General features: G+C 70.7%; 16 protein-coding genes and 4 pseudogenes. 12 read left to right on the top strand and 8 right to left on the bottom strand.

Going from position 1 to position 16,697, the window contains the following annotated elements; all coding sequences use genetic code 11:
* Positions 1 to 118: 118 nt before the first annotated feature.
* From RBJ77_RS49860 to RBJ77_RS49805, 12 genes and pseudogenes are all read left to right on the top strand, one after another.
* Entirely contained in the window at positions 119 to 631 is a 513-nt protein-coding gene (locus RBJ77_RS49860) for a LysR substrate-binding domain-containing protein (RefSeq protein ID WP_372351009.1), read from the top strand.
* A gap of 230 nt (positions 632 to 861) precedes the next feature.
* Positions 862 to 1,149, top strand: a complete 288-nt coding sequence (locus tag RBJ77_RS49855; protein WP_372351008.1) for a YciI family protein — start codon at positions 862 to 864, stop codon at positions 1,147 to 1,149.
* Positions 1,150 to 1,173: 24 nt separating this feature from the next.
* Positions 1,174 to 1,482, top strand: a complete 309-nt coding sequence (locus RBJ77_RS49850) for an alcohol dehydrogenase catalytic domain-containing protein (RefSeq protein ID WP_372344032.1) — start codon at positions 1,174 to 1,176, stop codon at positions 1,480 to 1,482.
* Between the two features lie 81 nt (positions 1,483 to 1,563).
* Positions 1,564 to 1,986, top strand: coding sequence for a hypothetical protein (locus tag RBJ77_RS49845; RefSeq protein ID WP_372351007.1), 423 nt, complete (start codon positions 1,564 to 1,566; stop codon positions 1,984 to 1,986).
* Positions 1,881 to 2,219 (top strand): zinc-binding dehydrogenase, encoded by a 339-nt coding sequence (locus RBJ77_RS49840; protein WP_372351548.1) that lies wholly within the window; start codon positions 1,881 to 1,883, stop codon positions 2,217 to 2,219. Before RBJ77_RS49845 ends, RBJ77_RS49840 begins: the two co-directional genes overlap by 106 nt.
* On the top strand, positions 2,216 to 2,776 hold the full coding sequence (locus RBJ77_RS49835; protein ID WP_372351006.1) for an FAD-dependent oxidoreductase: 561 nt from the start codon (positions 2,216 to 2,218) through the stop codon (positions 2,774 to 2,776). The genes RBJ77_RS49840 and RBJ77_RS49835 overlap by 4 nt, the downstream gene beginning before the upstream one ends.
* On the top strand, positions 2,740 to 3,381 hold the full coding sequence (locus RBJ77_RS49830; protein ID WP_372351005.1) for an FAD-binding protein: 642 nt from the start codon (positions 2,740 to 2,742) through the stop codon (positions 3,379 to 3,381). The genes RBJ77_RS49835 and RBJ77_RS49830 overlap by 37 nt, the downstream gene beginning before the upstream one ends.
* A 160-nt stretch (positions 3,382 to 3,541) precedes the next feature.
* A complete protein-coding gene (locus RBJ77_RS49825) occupies positions 3,542 to 3,955 on the top strand; it encodes an FAD-binding protein (protein ID WP_372351547.1) in 414 nt (137 codons plus the stop codon).
* Between the two features lie 239 nt (positions 3,956 to 4,194).
* Complete coding sequence (locus tag RBJ77_RS49820; protein WP_372351004.1) at positions 4,195 to 5,139, top strand: MFS transporter; 945 nt, start codon at positions 4,195 to 4,197, stop codon at positions 5,137 to 5,139.
* A 178-nt stretch (positions 5,140 to 5,317) separates the two neighbouring features.
* Positions 5,318 to 5,632: pseudogene (locus tag RBJ77_RS49815) on the top strand (FAD-binding protein); the annotation flags it as partial.
* 305 nt (positions 5,633 to 5,937) lie between these two features.
* Positions 5,938 to 6,069 (top strand): annotated as a pseudogene (locus tag RBJ77_RS49810) (hypothetical protein); the annotation flags it as partial.
* Positions 6,044 to 7,012 carry an FAD-binding protein gene (locus tag RBJ77_RS49805; protein WP_372351546.1) on the top strand — a complete coding sequence of 323 codons (969 nt, stop codon included), beginning with the start codon at positions 6,044 to 6,046 and terminating at the stop codon, positions 7,010 to 7,012. The pseudogene RBJ77_RS49810 and the gene RBJ77_RS49805, both read left to right, overlap by 26 nt.
* Positions 7,013 to 8,105: 1,093 nt before the next feature.
* On the opposite strand, the gene RBJ77_RS49800 is transcribed toward RBJ77_RS49805, so the two are convergent.
* The 8 genes and pseudogenes from RBJ77_RS49800 to RBJ77_RS49765 all read right to left on the bottom strand — a co-directional run bounded on the left by RBJ77_RS49800 (position 8,106) and on the right by RBJ77_RS49765 (position 16,629).
* Positions 8,106 to 8,867: a hypothetical protein gene (locus tag RBJ77_RS49800; protein ID WP_372351545.1), complete on the bottom strand. Its 762-nt coding sequence runs from the start codon at positions 8,865 to 8,867 to the stop codon at positions 8,106 to 8,108.
* A 639-nt stretch (positions 8,868 to 9,506) separates the two neighbouring features.
* The gene (locus RBJ77_RS49795) at positions 9,507 to 9,788 is read right to left on the bottom strand and encodes a hypothetical protein (protein ID WP_372351003.1); all 282 of its coding nucleotides are present in this window, start codon (positions 9,786 to 9,788) and stop codon (positions 9,507 to 9,509) included.
* 321 nt (positions 9,789 to 10,109) lie between these two features.
* A pseudogene (gene pqqA / locus RBJ77_RS49790) lies at positions 10,110 to 10,199 on the bottom strand (pyrroloquinoline quinone precursor peptide PqqA); the annotation flags it as partial.
* A 165-nt stretch (positions 10,200 to 10,364) separates the two neighbouring features.
* Positions 10,365 to 11,309, bottom strand: a pseudogene (locus RBJ77_RS49785) (ThuA domain-containing protein); the annotation flags it as partial.
* Positions 11,310 to 11,470: 161 nt separating this feature from the next.
* Positions 11,471 to 13,621: a PQQ-binding-like beta-propeller repeat protein gene (locus tag RBJ77_RS49780; protein ID WP_372351002.1), complete on the bottom strand. Its 2,151-nt coding sequence runs from the start codon at positions 13,619 to 13,621 to the stop codon at positions 11,471 to 11,473.
* Positions 13,622 to 13,811: 190 nt separating this feature from the next.
* Positions 13,812 to 14,624, bottom strand: a complete 813-nt coding sequence (locus tag RBJ77_RS49775) for a citryl-CoA lyase (RefSeq protein WP_372351001.1) — start codon at positions 14,622 to 14,624, stop codon at positions 13,812 to 13,814.
* Positions 14,621 to 15,823, bottom strand: a complete 1,203-nt coding sequence (locus RBJ77_RS49770) for a CaiB/BaiF CoA transferase family protein (RefSeq protein WP_372351000.1) — start codon at positions 15,821 to 15,823, stop codon at positions 14,621 to 14,623. Before RBJ77_RS49770 ends, RBJ77_RS49775 begins: the two co-directional genes overlap by 4 nt.
* Positions 15,824 to 15,861: 38 nt before the next feature.
* Entirely contained in the window at positions 15,862 to 16,629 is a 768-nt protein-coding gene (locus RBJ77_RS49765) for an IclR family transcriptional regulator (protein ID WP_372350999.1), read from the bottom strand.
* Between the last annotated feature and the right edge of the window lie 68 nt (positions 16,630 to 16,697).

Raw genomic sequence — 16,697 nt, 5'->3', positions numbered from 1 at the left:
GGTGCGTACGGGCAGGTCACCATCGGGTTCTCCGGCACTCTCAACCACCGCGCACACTGCCGCCGCTGACGCGCCGCGTGCGCGAGCTGCACGGCGTCGGCTCACTCTCGTCGGCGGAGTGGTCACCGAACAGGCCGTGCTCCAACTGGAACAGCGGCTCGACCTCAGCTTCGTCGGGCTGCCCGTGCGGCACGCCGGCATCACCGCGCGGGCCATCGCCGTCGAACCCTTCGGCGCGGTCCTGCCGCTGGGGCACCCGCTCGCCGAGGCGGACCAGGTGGTTCTGCGGACCTCGCCGACGAGCCGTTCGTCGCCGTGCCCCGGCACCCAGGGTCGGCCTACCGGGAGGTCCTGCTCAGGGGCCTGTCTCGCCGCCGGGTTCCGGCCCGCCGTGACCCAGGAGGTCGTCGACCCCTATCTCATCCTGTCGCTGGTGGCCGCCGGTACGGGCGTGAGTCTGGCCCGGAGTGCCTGCGGCCCGTCATGCCCGAGGGTGCGGTCTACGTCCCGCTCGCCCCGCCCGTCCCCGAACTGCGCAGCGGCATCGCCTGGCGCCAGGACCAGCGACGGTGAGGCACTGCGTGCGGTGCTCGCGGTCGCCGCCGAGGTCCTGCCCGAGCCCGCGGGCTGAGCCGCTCCGAGAACCCGCTCGGCCCGCCCGACCGAACCCAGGACCGTTCGATCCCGGCCCGTCGAAGCCGCCGCGCGCATTGAGTGCCATCGGCACACAGACCCAGTCCGATTCTGTATTGGACACGGCCAGTCAGCCGGAGGGACGCTCCTGCCACGTGACGATCGTCACCGAGCCGCAGGGCCGACGCCCGGACGCGGGCGCCCGCACCATCGCAAGGGACTCTCCCCATGGCTGTCTTCGCAGTGACCTACCGCTACGCCGATGACTCGGCGGATGCCCGCGACCGCCACCGCCCCGCCCACAAGAACTTCCTGGAGGCGCAGTACGAGGCGGGCCTGCTGCGCGCCTCCGGACCCTTCGGGCCCGACGACGTCCCCGGCGCGCTCCTCGTCCTCGAGGCCGACAGCGCCGAGGACGTGACGGCGCTCCTCGACCAGGACCCCTTTCACCGCGAGGGCCTCGTCGCGGAACGCACGGTGCGCGCCTGGAACATCTTCTTCGGCGGTCTCAAGTAGAGCACACCGACGAGTAATCGAACGATGCGTGTTGCCGAGACCGTCGCCAAGGAGACCCTGGACCACCAGGAACGCCCGATCCCCGTGCCCGGCCCCGGCGAAGCCCTGCTGCGGGTGCACACCGTCACCCTGTGCGGCACCGATCTGCACATCTGGGAGGACGACTACGCAACCCCGCTGCCCATGGTGCAGGGCCACGAGTTCTGCGGCGTGATCGAGGCACCGCCCGAACCGCACACCACGCTTGCCGTCGGCGACCGCGTCGCCGTCTCACCGATCCTCAACTGCGGTGCCTGCTACGCCTCGTTCCATCGGTCGCACCAACGCCTGTGACCGCATGTCGGTCTACGGCTGCTACGACGTGCCGGGTGCGCTCGCCGAGTATGTGACCGTCCCCGTGCACAAGCTCTTCCCGTGCCGGACACCCTCCCCATGGAGCTGGCCTCGCTGTGCGAGCCGACGAGCATCGCCATGCAGGCCGTGAACCGGTCCCGGCCGCAGGCCGGTGAGCACGCCCTCGTGCTCGGCTGCGGACCCATCGGCCTGTTGGCCACCCTGTACCTGACCTCGCTCGGCGTGCACGTCGTGGCAGCCGACACCGTACCCGAGCGGGTCGCCTTCGCCCGCCGGTTCGGCGCAGCCGACACGCTCCACGTCGACCTGGAACGGGAGTTCCCGACGGCCGGGCAGCCACGCTGCTCGACCGGAACACCGGCGGCTTCGGTCCGGCGATCGTCGTCGAGGCGACCGGCCAACCCAGCTCGCTCGACAGCGCGATCCGCCTCGTCGCCACCGCCGGACGCGTCGTCGCCGTCGGCATTTCCGACCGGCCGGTGACCCTGTCGATGCGCACCCTGCCGGTGAAGGACATCGAGCTCATCGGCTCGCGCAACAGTCAGGAACTCATCGGCGAGGCGGCCGAGTTGCTTTCTCGCCACCCCGAGCAGGCGCGCGCCCTGGTCACCCACCGCTTCCCCTTGGCCAAGGCCGCAGACGCCTTCGAGACGATGCGCTCGCGCACCGAGCTCGTCGGCAAGGTCGCCGTCGACCTGACGGAGGCCGCGTCGTGACCGTCACCGTTCCTCTCGACGAGATCGAGGCGTTCCACGACGTCGTGGTCGTCGGCTCCGGGGCGGCCGGCCTGGTCGCCGCGGTACGCGCCGCGCACGCCGGCCACCGGGTCCTGGTCCTGGAGAAGGCGGAGCGGCTCGGCGGCACCAGCGCCGCGGGCGGCGGCGTGATGTGGGCGCCGGACAACCACCTGATGCGCGCGGCCGGACACGCGGACTGCGCCGAGACCGCGGCCGCGTATCTCCGTGCCGGCACCGAGGGCCGCATGGACGAGACCGAGATCGACTGGTACCTGCGCACCTCCCGCGCCGCCGTCCGCTACCTCGACGAGCACACCCGCGTCGCCTACCGGCCTCTCGCCCGCCCCGACTACCACCCCGAGTGGCCTGGTGCCGCCACTGGACGCGGCTCTGGACAACGCCGCCTTCGACACGGCCACCTGCCCCGGCCTGGCCGAGGCACTGCGCCCGCCGACGTACTTCCCGCTCCTGACGATGGCCGAGCGCGACGCGCTGCAGGGTGCTGCCGACCCTCATCTCCTCGCCGAACGCGCTGAGTCGGGGGTGCGGACCATGGGGGAGCCCTTGTCGGCGCGCTGGTCGCCACCGCTCTGGAGCGCGGTGTGCGGATCGTGGCCGGTGCGCCGGTGACATCCTCGACCACGCCGAGGACGAGTGGACGGTGGGCGTCGCCGACCGCGCCGTGCGGGCCCGGCAGGTGGTCCTCGCCTCGGGCGGATTCGAGTGGAACGAGCGACTGCGCGCGGCTTACCTGCCGTTCCCCGTCCGCCCCATCAGCGCACCCTCCAACGAGGGCGACGGGCTGCGGCTCGGCCTCCGTGCCGGGGCGTCGGTCGCCGACATGACCGCCGTCTGGGGCGTCCCGGTGATCTGCGCGCCCGCCCAGGTCTACGACGGGGCCCGCTCCGGCCGCATGGGCAACGTCGAGCTGACGCTGCCCGGCTCCCTCGCGGTCAACGCGGCGGGCGAACGCTTCGTGAACGAGGCCGCCAACTACCACGACTCAACCGGGTGTTCGGCACCACCGATCCACGAACCGGGCGTCACGCCAACGCCCCCGCCTGGCTCGTCTTCGACCAGGCCTACCGAGACCGCTACGCCGTCGCAGGATCGCCGCCCGGCACCGTCGAACCCTGGATGACGCACGCCGACACCCTCGCCGAACTGGCCGCGTCCTGCGGCATCGACGCCGAGCAACTAGCTGTGACCGTCGCCGAGTTCACTGAGGCGCGCGCCGCGGCACCGATCACTGCTTCGGCCGCGGCTCCAGTGTCACCGACCGCCACCTCGGCGACCCCGCGATCACCCCCAACCCTCGCCTGGCGCCCCTGGACAAGGGTCCGTACTACGCCGTGCCGATCCACGCCGGAGTCCTCGGCACCGCGGGTGGGCTGCGCACCGACGGCCACGGACGCGTTCTCGACCACCAGGACGCACCCCTGCCCGGCCTGTACGCCGCAGGAACTGCTCGGCGACCGTCTTCCACGACGCGTACCCGGGCGGCGGCGCCACCCTCGGCTCCGCGATCACCAGGGGTTTCGCCGTCGGCGAGCACCTGGCCTCGGTCGCCTGACGACGTGGTCCAGGGGCCGCCACGGGACGGCGGCCCCATCGTCCCGCTCTTCTCGCGCCTGTCGGCGCATGTGCGCACCACTGTCGTTGCCACACCTCGCGCCCGGCCCGCACCGGCCGGGCGCTCAAGGAGCCTCCCATGACGACGTACCACCACGCGCCGTCGAGCCGCGGCCGCCGCGTTCCTCGGCGGCACCCTGGAGTACTACGACTTCTTCATCTACGCGTCGGCCGCAGCCCTGGTCTTCCCGCACGTGATCTTCGCCGACACGGGCACGAGCGGCACGCTGCTGTCCTTCGCCACCTTCGGCGTCGCCTACGTCGCCCGCCCGGTCGGCGCCCTCGTCCTCGGTCACTTCGGGACCGCGTCGGCCGCAAACGGGTGCTGGTCGCCTGCCTGGTCACCATGGGCCTGTCGACCGTACCCATCGGCTGCATCCCCTCGTACGACACCGCAGGCGCCCTGGCACCCGCCCTCCTCGTCGTCCTGCGGCTCGCCCAAGGCGTCTCCGCGGGCGGTGAGACCGCCGGGGCCAGCGCCCTCACCGTCGAGCTGGCGCCCGACAACCGCCGTGCGACCTACGGCAGTTGGACGATGAACGGCATCGCCGCAGGATTCGTCCTCGCCGGCCTGGTCTTCCTCCCGATCAGCTCCCTGCCCGACGAGGCACTGTACTCGTGGGGCTGGCGCGTACCGTTCTGGTCCAGCGTCCTGGTGCTGCTGCTCGCCTACTTCGTGCGGCGCACGCTCGCCGAGCCGGAGGTGTTTCAGGAGGCCCGACACAGGAAGGCACGAGCGGGCTGCCGCTCGTCACGCTGGTCAAGGACCACTGGCGGGATGTGTCTTCGGCTGGCCGCGTGCGCCCTGTTCACCACGACCAACACCATCGTCTCGGTGTTCGTCCTCGCCTACGCCACCGACAGCGTCGGCCTGGAACGGTCCACCATGCTGTGGGCCACCATCGTCGCGAACGTGGTGGCGATGTTCACCCAGACCGGCGCGGGGATGCTCGCCGACTCGGTTCGGCCGGCGGCCGGTGTTCATCGTGGGCTGCCTCGGCTGCGCCGCCATGATCTACGCGTACTTCGCTGCCGTCACCACCGGGCACGTCGTCCTGATCTTCGTGGCAGGCATCGCCCTCACGAGCCTGTGCTACTCCCTGCCGAACGGCATCTATCCCGCCTTCTTCACCGAGATGTTCGACGTCCGGGTCCGCTACACGGTATGGCCGTCGGACTCCAACTCTCGCTGCTCGTAGCGGGGTTCGCGCCCACTGTCGGTACCGCTCTGATGGGCGACGACTCCGGCAACGCTGGCTGCCGGTAGCCACGCTGACCGCCGTGCTGTGCCTGGTGTCCGCGGCCGCCGCGTGGAGCGCGAGGGAGACCTGCGTGTTCCGCTTCAGGACCTCGGTACCGGCCGCGACGCGGCCGCCTCGCCCGCCTCGACCGCCCCGCATCAGGAAAGGCAGACCGCATCATGACCGACGACACCGACCACACCGATCACTGGGACCACGAAGTCGACCTCCTCGTCCTCGGCTCTGGAGCGGTGGACTCAGCGCGGCGGCCGTCGCCGCCAGGAGGGCCTCGACGTGCTCGTCCTGGAGAAGACCGAGTGGCTCGGCGGCGCCACCGCCTACTCGGCCGGTACCGCCTGGATCCCAGGCCACCGCCACCAGCCGGATCCCGCGGCCGACACCGAGCGGCCCGCGGCTACCTCGGCACTGATCGGTGATCGTGCGCCGCGCGCCCTGCGCGAGAGCTACCTCGCCCACGGCCCCGAGATGCTCGACTACCTGGAGAACAAGCTCGGCGTGGGCTTCTGGCACTCCGCGACGGTCGTCGACTACCACCCCGAACTCCCTGGCTACGGCATCGGCCGCGCCCTCGAACCCCGCACCTTCGACGGCGCGAACTGGGCCGCTAACTCGCTTCGGCCGCATCCGCCGCCCGGTCCCGAGTTCGCCCTGTTCCGAGGCACGCTGATGGTGCGCCGCGCCGAGGTCAACCAACTCCTCACCCTCTTCCACGGCTCGCCGCGCGGCCTGGCGTCGCCCTGCGCCTCGGTGTCCGCTGGGCCCGTGACCGGGTCCTGGGCTGGCCACGCGGCACCCGCCTGGCCATGGGCAGCGCCCTGGTCGCCCACCTCTACCGCCAACTCCTGCGCCGCCGCGGCGCCGTCTGGTTCACCGCAGACACCACCGAACTCGTCACCGACGACGCGGGACGTGTCACCGGCGCCGTCGTCTCGCACCGGGGCCGCACCGTCCGGTCGCCGCGCGCAGGGGAGTCGGTGCTGGCGGCGAGGCGGCTTCTCGGCCAGCCCCGAACTGCGCGCCACCCATCTCCCCAGGCCGGCCCGGCAGTTCACCCGCGCGGCCGAGGGCGCCACCGGCGACTCGATCACCCTCGCCCGCGCGGTCGGCGGCACCCTCGGCGACGCCGGCGACGACAACGCCCTGTGGTTCCCCAGCTCCGTGGGGCGCCGCAGAGACGGAACGACCGCGGTGTTCCCGCACATCTGGGACCGGCCAAACCCGGCATCGTCGCGGTCGACGCGGCGGGGCGCCGGTTCGTCGGCGAGATCCGTCTCGCATCACCGCTTCGTGCGCGCGATGTACGACGCGCACAAGTCGGCGCCGACGATCCCGGCCTGGCTGATCACCGATGCCCGCACCCTCACGAAGTACGGACTCGGCATGATCCACCCGCACACACCGCGCGCTTCCGCCTCAAGCGCCACCTCGCCTCCGGCTACTGCACACGGCCGTACGCTGCGCGACCTGGCAGCGTCCATCGGCGTCGACGCGGACAGCGGCCTGGAGCGCACCGTCGTCGACAGCAACCGGGCGGCACGCACCGGCGTCGATGAGGAGTTCGGCAAGGGAACCCACCTTCGGCCACCAGTACGGCGACCCGGCCCACACGCCGAACGTCAACCTCGGCCCGGTCGAGAAGGGCCCTTCTACGCCCTCGCCGTCGTCCCCACACCTTTGGCCACTGCACTCGGCCTGCGCACCGACGCGGGCCCGGGTCGCTTGACGAACAGGGCTCGCCAGTGCCCGGGCTCTACGCCTGCGGCGGCGACGCGCGGGCTCCATGGCGCGCTTCCGAGTACCCGGGAGCGGCTGCCAGGTCGGTTCGGGCCTGACGTTCGGCTATCTGGCCGCGCGGCATGCGGCCCGTTCCCGGCGTAGAGGGCACAGGAGTGACTGTGGCCCGTAGGCGCCCTCGATGACGGTGACGCGGGGCTTCTCGGACGTGCGCGGCCTCTCAGCCTCCGACGGTCGAGGTCGACCGGCGTGTGGGGCGGCGCCGGACGACTTCGGCGGAGGAGAATCTGCGGAGGCCAGCGAGCGATCACGTCGTGATCGGGAGCGCGAACATGCGGGATCCGTGCGTGAGCGTCGCCGGCGAGGCGAACGCCTGGCAGCGGCAGCCGCCGAAGTCCTCGTTCCTGTGCGCACAGTCTCGGCAGGGGAGGGCATCCAGTCGGTGCCTCGGTAGCGGTTGAGAAGGCCGGGGACTCGTTCAGATCCACGGCAGCGGGTGCTCCAGCACGTTGGGGCGTCGAGGCCGGGGATGGATGCGGCGGCCGGACAGGGCAGGACCGTGCCGTCAGGTGTGACGGTGAGGGAGACCGCACCACCAGCCTCCATGCAGGGCAAGCACTCCGGTGCGAAGTGAGTCGGGCTCGACAGGTGATGTCGAGCTCGACGTCGGAAGTGCGCTGATCGCCAGCGAGCGACCGTTGCGGCGGCATCTGCCAGTTGCTCGCGGGACGGCATGAGGGCGGCGCGAGTGAGGAGACCCCATCCGTAGAACTGGGTGTTCGCCAGTTCGATCCGGTCGCTTGCCAGGCCACGGCGAGGTGCAGGAGATCGTCGAGGGCGTCGAGGTTGTGCCGGTGCAGTTGACGACGTAGATTCAGTGGCAGCCGACGCTGCTTGACGAGATGGGCGGCGGCCTCACTTGTTCCGGAAGGAGGTGCGCGGCGGCGATGGTGTCGGACCGGGAGCGGATCGGCGTGCTGCACGGACAGTTGAAGAGCACTGTGCAGGCCCGCGTCGACGAGGTTGTCCAGGCGGCTGGTCGAAGGCCGACACCGCTGGTGACCAGCTGGAGTGTACAGGCCTGCGTCGACCGCGGCTCGGAGTGAGGGCGTCAGGTCACCTCGCGCGGTAGCGGTTCGCCGCCGGAGAGGTGGGTGTGCAGCACGCCCATGGCGGCCGCCTGGCGAAGACCTCGGCCATCGTTGGGTGAGACAGTTCGGTCGAACGACGCGTCAGTTCAAGGGGGTTGGAGCAGTAGCCGCAGTGCAGGGGGCGAGAGCATGGGTGAGTTCACCGGCAGAGCAGGGCCCAGGGGCGGGCGGGCGTGGTCAGTGCGGGCATCCTGTGCGTGAGGCAGGGTGGGAAGTGTGCGATGTCCTCGGCACGAGCGCGCCCGGGCCCACTGCTGGTGCGGCTGTGTCGTGATGTCGTCGACGGTGTGTTGTCGTCGCACGAAGCTCGAGTACGCGCCGGGCCGAGCCGTGCAGGACCACGACGCGCTCGGGCAGGAGCAGTACCACTGCTGCCCACGGAGCCGCGTCCGTGCGCAGCAGGCCGCCGGGAGGCAGGGCGGGGCGCCAGCGGTGGCCGTCATCGCGGCTGCTTCGAAGTGGCTGCTGGATGCTGTCGAGGAGGGTCCACAGCACGTCGCATTTGAACGACAGCGCTGCCAGAGCCTGGTTCTGAAGGGTGCGTGTCCTGGCCCGCTCTTTGATCCAGGCGGGCTTCGCTGCCGTCGCACGTCGTCCTTGCAGGACGCGGCTCTCGAAGTAGCCAGTCCTTCAGCGGTGACCCAGGGGTAGTGCTGAGGGAAGGTGTCAGTCGGGTCAGCATGATGGAGGGCGCACAGTTCGGTGAGCGAGGAGGCCACAGCCTCAAGGGCGCTGTGGTTGCGGCAGAAGTTGACGTAGCCGTCGACCGCCAGCCGGATTCCGGGCAGCAGGTGCCGGTGATCGGTGAGTTCGCTGCGGTCGAGACCGACGGCCTCGCCGAGCCGCAGCCAGCGTTCGATGCCCCGTCCGCGTCGGTGATTCCGTCGAGGTCCTGGATCCGTCGGATCACGAACGCCGGTGAGCGGTGCTCCTGCAGCTTGCTGAGGATCAGAGCGACTTGATCGGGATGTTGCACTGGTAGTAGAAGCGGTTAGCCACCCACATCCGCAGTTCTCCGCGGGACAGGGCACCCTCGTGCGCCATGCGCTGATTGAAGGGTGGCGGTCGTGGTACCGGCTGCGGCCAGGCCGCGCAGCCGCTGCTCGGAATTCCTCGGGATGCCAGGGCGCCGGATCGGCGCTGACCGATGACGCGGTACTGGCCGCGTTGCGAAGATCGGTTGTCGTCACTAGCTCTACCACCATCCTGTCGTGCGCGATGGCCAGGCCGGCATCGGCCAGCTGCTTAGTGCTCGCGGCGTCCGGGTCCACCAGCGGGTTGGTGTTGTTCACGTGCGTGTAGTAGATGCGCGTGGTGGACCCGGCCAACCGCTGCGAGTGCCAGCGGGCCCCAGGATGGGCGAGATGTCCCATGCCCGTGGCCGTGCGCGAGGAGATTCCGGTGCGCCGCGGCTCGTGAGGTCGTCGAGAAAGGTGCCATCGAGCAGGGCGCAGTCCGATGCCGCCAGCTCTGCCCCAGGCGGTCGCTCAGGCGGCCACCGCCGGCGCGTACAGGAGACGGCCGCCGCTGTCGGGATCATGCACCCGCAGGGCCACGCTCCAGGCGGGGTGCGAGGGGTTCTGCGCGGCGTAGCGGGGGCGTTTGGCGGACAACTCGACGGCGTCGACGTCGAGATCCGGCGATGCGTGTGGGTGTGCGCCGGCGGAGGGCAGATCGTGCCAGATCAGCTCGGTGTAGGGGAGGAGAACGTCGGAGAGGTGAGAGGCGTCCGTCCAGCGCGGCGCGCACCGGCTGGGTGCACCACACACTTCGATGCGGGCCGCCTCGCGCAGCGCAGCAGGCCCAGGGTGTGGTCGAGCTCGGCGTCAGTGAGTACGACGTGGATCGCGGTGCGGTCGTGTCCGGCCGCGGGCCGCAGGCTGGTGTGTGATTCGAGTTGTTCGGCGATGTCGGGGTGGCGTTGACCAGGAACCACTCGTCGGGCGGGCGCCATGGATGGCGAGCCGTCGTGCAGGCGTCGGCGGAGGGGAAGCGGCGTGCCCCGCTGCAGCCGGGGCACGCACAGTTCCACTGAGGCGAGACCGCCGCCTGCTGCTGTTCCGAGGATGCGCAGCAGCACGGCGTGATGCCTACTTCGTGCTCAGGGCGTAGGCGGTGATCTCCATCGCCGTGTCGACGATGGTGAAGTCGGGCGTCTGCCAGCCGGGAGTCTCGGCCGGCTGGCTCTGGGCTGGGGAGGTGTGGTCCTGCATGAGTGACCGCCTTTCGCGCGGATGAGGAGGATGCCGTCCCGGCTCGGGGCGGCTGCCGGCGTTCGGGATGTCCGCTGCCGGAGACCTACTTGCAGAAGGCGCCTTGCCCATGGCCGACTCGATGCCGCCGAGCAAGAGCTTCTGGAACTCTGCGGCTCCGGGGAACGAGCCGTCGGTGGTGAAGTCCTTGGCGTCGTGGCCCAGGGTGGTCAGCCACGCACGGCCGCCGTCGTAGTACTGGCACCAGGCGACCGGGTGGTTGTCGCCGTGGCCGGGGTGGTTGTAGTTGCCGGCCACGCCCTTGGCCAGGGTGCTCTCGTCGACCTCGGCCAGCACACGCACCTTGGTGGGAGCGGGCACGAGGTTGTACCACTCGTCCGAGAAGGACCAGGAGGACGGCAGCTTCTTGGTGGAGACGTCCTTGCGGTTGACGGTGCGTACGGTTCCGGGCTGGTTGGCGCCGTGGTCGTAGAAGTTCGCGTTGCCCAGCAGGCCCTCGTACCAGGGCCAGTTGTACTCGGTGCCGAAGGCGTTGTGGACACCGACGAAGCCACCGCCGCCGCGGACGTACTGGCGCAGCGAGGTCTGGGCGGCGTCGTCGAGGGCGTCGCGGCTGGTGGAGTAGAAGATGACCGCGTTGTACTTGAAGAGCGTGGCCGGGGAGGCCAGCTGGGACACGTCCTCGGTGTAGTCGACCTGGAAGCCGTTGTCCGCGCCCAGCTTGAGCAGGGCCTTCTGCACCGTGTTGGTGTCGGTCAGGGGCGGGTTCAGCCCCGGTGCCAGGGCGGGGCCGAGGTTGGCGTGACGCGGTCCTGCGGTGCGGGTGTACAGCAGGACCTTGAAGCCCTTGGAGGTGTCGAAGTTGCCCCAGTCGTGGTAGCAGCGCGCGTCGGTTCCGCGGCACACTCCGTAGTCGGGATCGCCCAGTTCCTGGGCTCCCTGGCCGATGCGGCCCTGGGCCACGCTCAGGGTGCCGGTGGCGACCAGGGCGACGGTGATGGCGACGGTGCCCACTGCGCCGGCCAGGGCGGCGGTCGCAGGGCGCGGGCGGCGTCTGTTCTGGGCAGGAGGTGTCATGTGACTGTCCTCAGCGGTGGGTGCGGAAGTTCGAGGGAGAGGCACGGCAGGCGAGGTCCGGATCGCTTCGCGCGCAGCGCGGCGTGTGCTGCTGTGCGGGGGCCGGGTCTGCCTCGGGCCGCGGGTGTGGTGCAGCAGGGCGGCCGGGAGGGGAGTTGCGGCTACTTGACGACGATCTTGCCGGTGTTCTGCGGGGCGGCGGGGTCGTTGTAGAAGTACTCGCCCGGGGTGTTGAAGGTGTAGCTGTAGGTCTGGCCCGGCATGAGCAGGCCGGTGTCGAACTCGGCCTCGAAGAAGGAGACGGCGCCGTGCGCGGACTTGTTGTCGGCCGGGTTGGTGAAGGTGACCGTGGTCCCCTTGGCGATGCTCAGGTGCTGGGGTGCCATGGCGTTCTGCGCCACGAGGTTCTCCGTCGTTCCTGGGGCGTTCTTGGTGGCGTCCCAGACGCGGCCGAGGGTGACGGTGTTCTTGGCGGTGTCGCCGCTGACGGCCGCGGTGCGGATCTGGTTGCGTTTGGAGGGCGGGGTGGGCGCGGCGGCCGGCTTCACGGAGCCGCCCAGCTTGAAGGCCCACAGGTGGTCGCCCTTGGGGATGTCGGGGTAGGGCAGTCCGTTGCCGCCGGCCAGGACCGCGATGTACTGCTCGCCGTCGATCTCGTACGTGAGGGGGCTGGTGTTCACGCCCGCGCCGCACTGCCAGGTCCACAGTTCGCTGCCGTCGCGGTCGTCGAGCGCGGTGAGGATGCCGTCGGGGCGGCCCTGGAAGAGGATGCCGCCTGCGGTGCTGAGGATGCCGTTGCCGTGGGCGAGGGACCAGTCGCCCTCTTGGCGCCAGGCGACGGTGTTGGTGCGCGGGTCGACCGCGGCCAGGCCTCCGGCGAAGTACTCGCCGAGTGGGCGGGCGGTGTTGACGCGCCCGCCGTGGGTGTTGGAGTAGGCGGAGTTGATCAGCCCGTATCCGACGTAGACGAGGCCGGTGCGGTGGCTGAAGGACGGGAAGGACCAGTCGGCGCCGCCGCCCGCGCCGGGGAAGAGAATGGTGGCGCGGTCCCAGTGGACTTCGAACAGGCCGCCGGTGGGGTAGAAGGGGACGGGGCGGGTGGCCTTGTCGAGACGCGGCTCGGTCTCGACGAAGGGCTCGCCGCCGGGGAAGGGCTGGGTCGGTGACGTCTTCTGCGCGGTGTGCTGGGGGACCGGGCGTTCCTCCATGCCGTGGACCGGCTTGCCGGTGGCGCGGTCCAGGATGTAGTACATGCCGGTCTTGCTGCCGTAGACGACCACGCGCTTCTTCTGGCCCTTGATCAGCAGGTCGGCCAGGACGGGGGACATGACGCCGTCGTAGTCCCAGATGTCGTGGTGGACGGACTGGAAGTGCCAGCGCCGCTTGCCGGTCTTGGCGTCCATGGCGACCAGGCAGTTGGCGAAGAGGTTGTCGCCGCCGCGGGTGGAGCCGTCGGTGCGGGGATAGGGGTTGCCGAACGTCCAGTAGACCAGCTCCAGTTCGGGGTCGACGGCCGGGTGGATCCAGCACACGGCGCCACCGGTCTTCCAGGAGTCGCCCTCCCAGGTGTCGTGGCCGAACTCGCCCGGCCCGGGCGTTCCCCAGAAGGTCCAGGCGACCTCACCGGTGGCTGCGTCGAGGGCGTAGGCGCGGCCGCGGGCTCCGGCGGTGCTGCCCTGAGTGCCGATGTAGACCAGGCCGTCCCAGTAGACGGCGGCGCCGGCCAGTCCGCCCTTGCTGCCGCCGCACTGGCCGCTCGCGGGGTCGCAGTCGGGGTCGCCCTGGTCCTCGACGAGCAGCTCGCGGGTCCAGGTGATCGTGCCGGTCCTCTGGTCGAGGGCGATCACCTTGTTGTCGCCGGTGATGGTGAACGCCAGGCCCTGTCCCAGGGCGAGGCCGCGCATGTTGGTGGTGTCGGTGCCGACCTTGGTCTTCCACTTGATCTTGCCGGTGCGGCCGTCGACGGCGAAGACGTTCTGCTGGGTGGTGGCGAGGTAGAGGGTGCCGTCCTGGGCGATGACGGCGCACTGCTGGTGGGAGGAGGTCGAGCCGCCTTCCAGGTTGATGTGCCAGGCACCGCCCAGCTTGCGGACGTTGTCGCTGTGGATGCGCTTGAGCGAGGAGTAGTTCTGGTTGCCCAGGTTGCCGCCGGCCTTGGGGAAGTCCTGGCCGGTCGCGGCGTGGGTCTGGGCGGGTACGGGACGTGCCAGCGTGTCGGATGCCGGAGCGGCTTGGGCCGGCGCGGAGTTGAGCAGGGTGACGGTGCCTGCCGTGGAGGCCGCGGTGGTGGTGAGAAAGCTGCGTCTGTCCATGGTCCCTCTTTCAGGAAGGTGCCTGACGGGCCGTCAAGGGCGGCCGCTGATGGTCAGGTGGGGAGGGAGGAGAGCAAAACGGATCATGGTCCGCTAGGCGGTTCGGATAATCCGTGTGATGGTTGCCGTTTGGCGAAAAGCTACGTTAGGGACGGGGCGGGGGCGTGGCAAGAGGTCGGCGCTGACTTGTTCACACCTGTGGCGTGGGGGTGAGGCGCGCGGGGAGGACGGAGCGGGGCAGGGGGCCTTTGTTGCGCCGTCCCTGACCGGTCTCCTCCCAGGCGTGAGCGAGGATGCCGACCGAGCGGCTGAGCACGAACAGGCCCCGGGCCAGGGGCGGTTGGAAGCCGAGCTCGGCGTAGATGACGGCGGTGGCGCCGTCGATGTTCATGGGGACCGGTCGCGCGCCCTCCCGGCGGCGTGCAAGGGTGGCCTCGACGGCCCGGGCGGCGTGCAGGTAGTCGCCGCTGACGACGTGGTCGGCGACGGCTTGGTCCACCAGGTCCAGCAGCGGATCGCGCCGGGGGTCGCGCGGGTGGAAGCGGTGGCCGAAGCCGGGCAGGTAGCGCGAGCGGCTCTGCCAGGTGGCCATGGCCCGGCGGGCGGCCTCGTCCCAGGTGCTGCCGGTGTCGTGCAGGGTACGGATGTCGGTGAGCATCTCCACGCACTGCTGGCCGGCCCCGCCGTGCGCGTCGCCGAGCATGTTCACCCCGGTGGCGATGGCGTTGTTCAGGCCGACTCCGCAGGTGGCGGCCATGCGGGCGGCGGCGATCGAGGGCGCTTGCGGGCCGTGGTCGACGCCGGCGACGAGTGCCGCTTCGAGGAGCGCCGACTGGCGGGGGGAGGGCAGGTCGCCGCGCAGCAGGAGCCAGATGACGTCGACGAACCCGACCTCGCCGATCAGCTGCTCGATGGGCCGGTCGCGCAGCTCGATGCTGCCGGGCTCGATATGACTGACCGCGGTCGCCCACCACTGGGCTGCCTCGTCCTGGGCGCTGGTCATGATGCGGCCGCCCCTTCGACGTCGGCCGCCGCAGCCCAGGCTCGTGCCAGCTCCGTGCGTTCGTCATTGTGCTGGCCCAGCAGCGGGGGTGGGGAGGGCGGGACGAAGGACTCCCCGTCGAAGAGCACGCCGTTGCCCACCACGTGCAGGGCGAGGTCGGGGCGGCCGGGGTGGGGCAGGGCGCTGACGAACCCCCGGTGCTCCAGTTGCGGCTGCTCGAGAGCCTGGGGGACCGTCAGTACCCGGGCCGCGGGCACCCCGGCGGCGTTGAGGTCACGTTCCCAGTCGGCCGCAGGGCGCAGCGCCAGTGCGGCATTGAGTGCGGCATTGAGTTCCTCGCGATGGACCTTGCGGTTCTCCCGTTGGGCGAAGCGCGGATCCGCCACCAGCTGGGGTGCGCCGACGAGGCGGCACAGCGTCTCGAACTGACGCTGCTGGTTGGCGGCGATGTTGAGGGGGCCGTCGAGCGTCTGGAAGGTGCCCGAGGGGGCGGCAGTCGGGTTCTGATCGCCCAACGGCTGCGGCGGCACACCGCTGACCAGGTAGTTCGACACCGCCCAGCCCATCGTGGACATCGATGCCTCCAGCATGGAGACGTCGAGTCTGACTCCCTCACCGGTGCGCTCGCGATGCAGCAGTGCGGAGGTGATGGCGAGCGCCGCCATCAGTCCGCCGGTGGTGTCGCACACCGGGAAGCCGATGCGCTGAGGGGCGGTCTCCGTGGTGCCGGTCACGCTCATCATGCCGGTCAGGCCCTGGACGATCTGATCGTAGGCAGGGGCATCGCTCATCGGCCCGGTGTGCCCGAATCCGGAGATCGAGCAGTACACCAGCCGGCCGTTGAGGTCAGCGAGCCGCTCGGGGCCGAAGCCCATCCGCGCCAGGACGCCCGCGCGGAAATTCTCCAGCAGCACGTCGGCGCCGGCCAGCAGGTCTTCGAAGACGCTGCGGTCGGCGCTGTCCTTGAGGTCGAGCTCCACGGACTTCTTGCCCGCGTTCTGGGCGAGGAAGGAGGCCCCGATGCGATCCCGGTTCAGCGCCGCATCGGGGCCCAGGTTCCGTGCGAGGTCCCCCTGTCCCGGCCGTTCGATCTTGACTACTTCCGCGCCCAGAAGCATGAGCTGATAGCTGCAGTAGGGTCCGGCCAGCACATTCGTCAGGTCCAGAACGCGTATGCCGTTCAGTGGTCGTCCGTGCATGTACGTCTCCTTCCGGGCGCCGGTGCGGCGCGCGTGAGTTAGGTGCGCGGCCCCAGGGGGTGAGCGAAGCCCTGGGAGGCGATCCGCGCGGCGACCTCCATGAGGTCCTGTGCGAACTCCTCGATCGTTGCGTCGGGGATACGGGCGCTGGGCCCGCTGAGAGACAGGGAGGCGACCACCACCCCCGACTGGGAACGGATGGGCACGGCCACGGCCGTGAGGCCGACGTCGCGCTCTCCGTGACTGGCCGCGAACCCGTGCTCCGCGGCTTCGTCGGCCCACAGCCTCAGCTGCTCCGCATGGGCCACGCCGTGCGGCGAGGCAGCCGCCACGCGCTGCAGCAGCCCGTCGGTGGCGCCGATGAGCAGCACCTTCGACGACGCGCCCGCCCACAGGGGCAGTTCGTCGCCCACGCGCACGACGTGACGCAACGGCTGCGGACTTTCCTGCTGGGCGACGCACACCCGGTGGATGTCACGCCGGATCATCAGGTTGGCCGTCTCGCCGCGGCGCTCCGCGAGCTCGCGCAGCAGCTTCTGGGTGTCGGCCGGCAACTCCCAGCTGGTGTGGGCCAGATGCGCCCAGCGCCACAGGCCCGGCCCGGCGGTGTACCCCCCGGGCGTGGCCCACAGCAGTCCGTACTGTTCCAGGGTCTGCACCAGGCGGACCACCGTGGTCTTGGGCAGAGCGGTGGCCTCGACCATGTCCCGTAGCGGGACCGTGGGCTGATCTTCAGTCAGCAGCGACAGGATGTCCAGAGCGCGCCTAACACTGCGTACCCCGCTCTGCCCTTGCTCCGCGTCCATGTCTCCTCCGTGTGTCTGGGGCAACCGCCGTCGAGTCGGCGACGGTACCGGGGCGCCAGCTTCCAACA

Origin of the sequence: Streptomyces sp. KL116D (assembly GCF_030766975.1) — a bacterium.
GTDB classification, from domain to species: Bacteria; Actinomycetota; Actinomycetes; order Streptomycetales; family Streptomycetaceae; genus Streptomyces; species Streptomyces longispororuber_A.
This window is presented reverse-complemented; position numbering and strand designations above follow the sequence as displayed.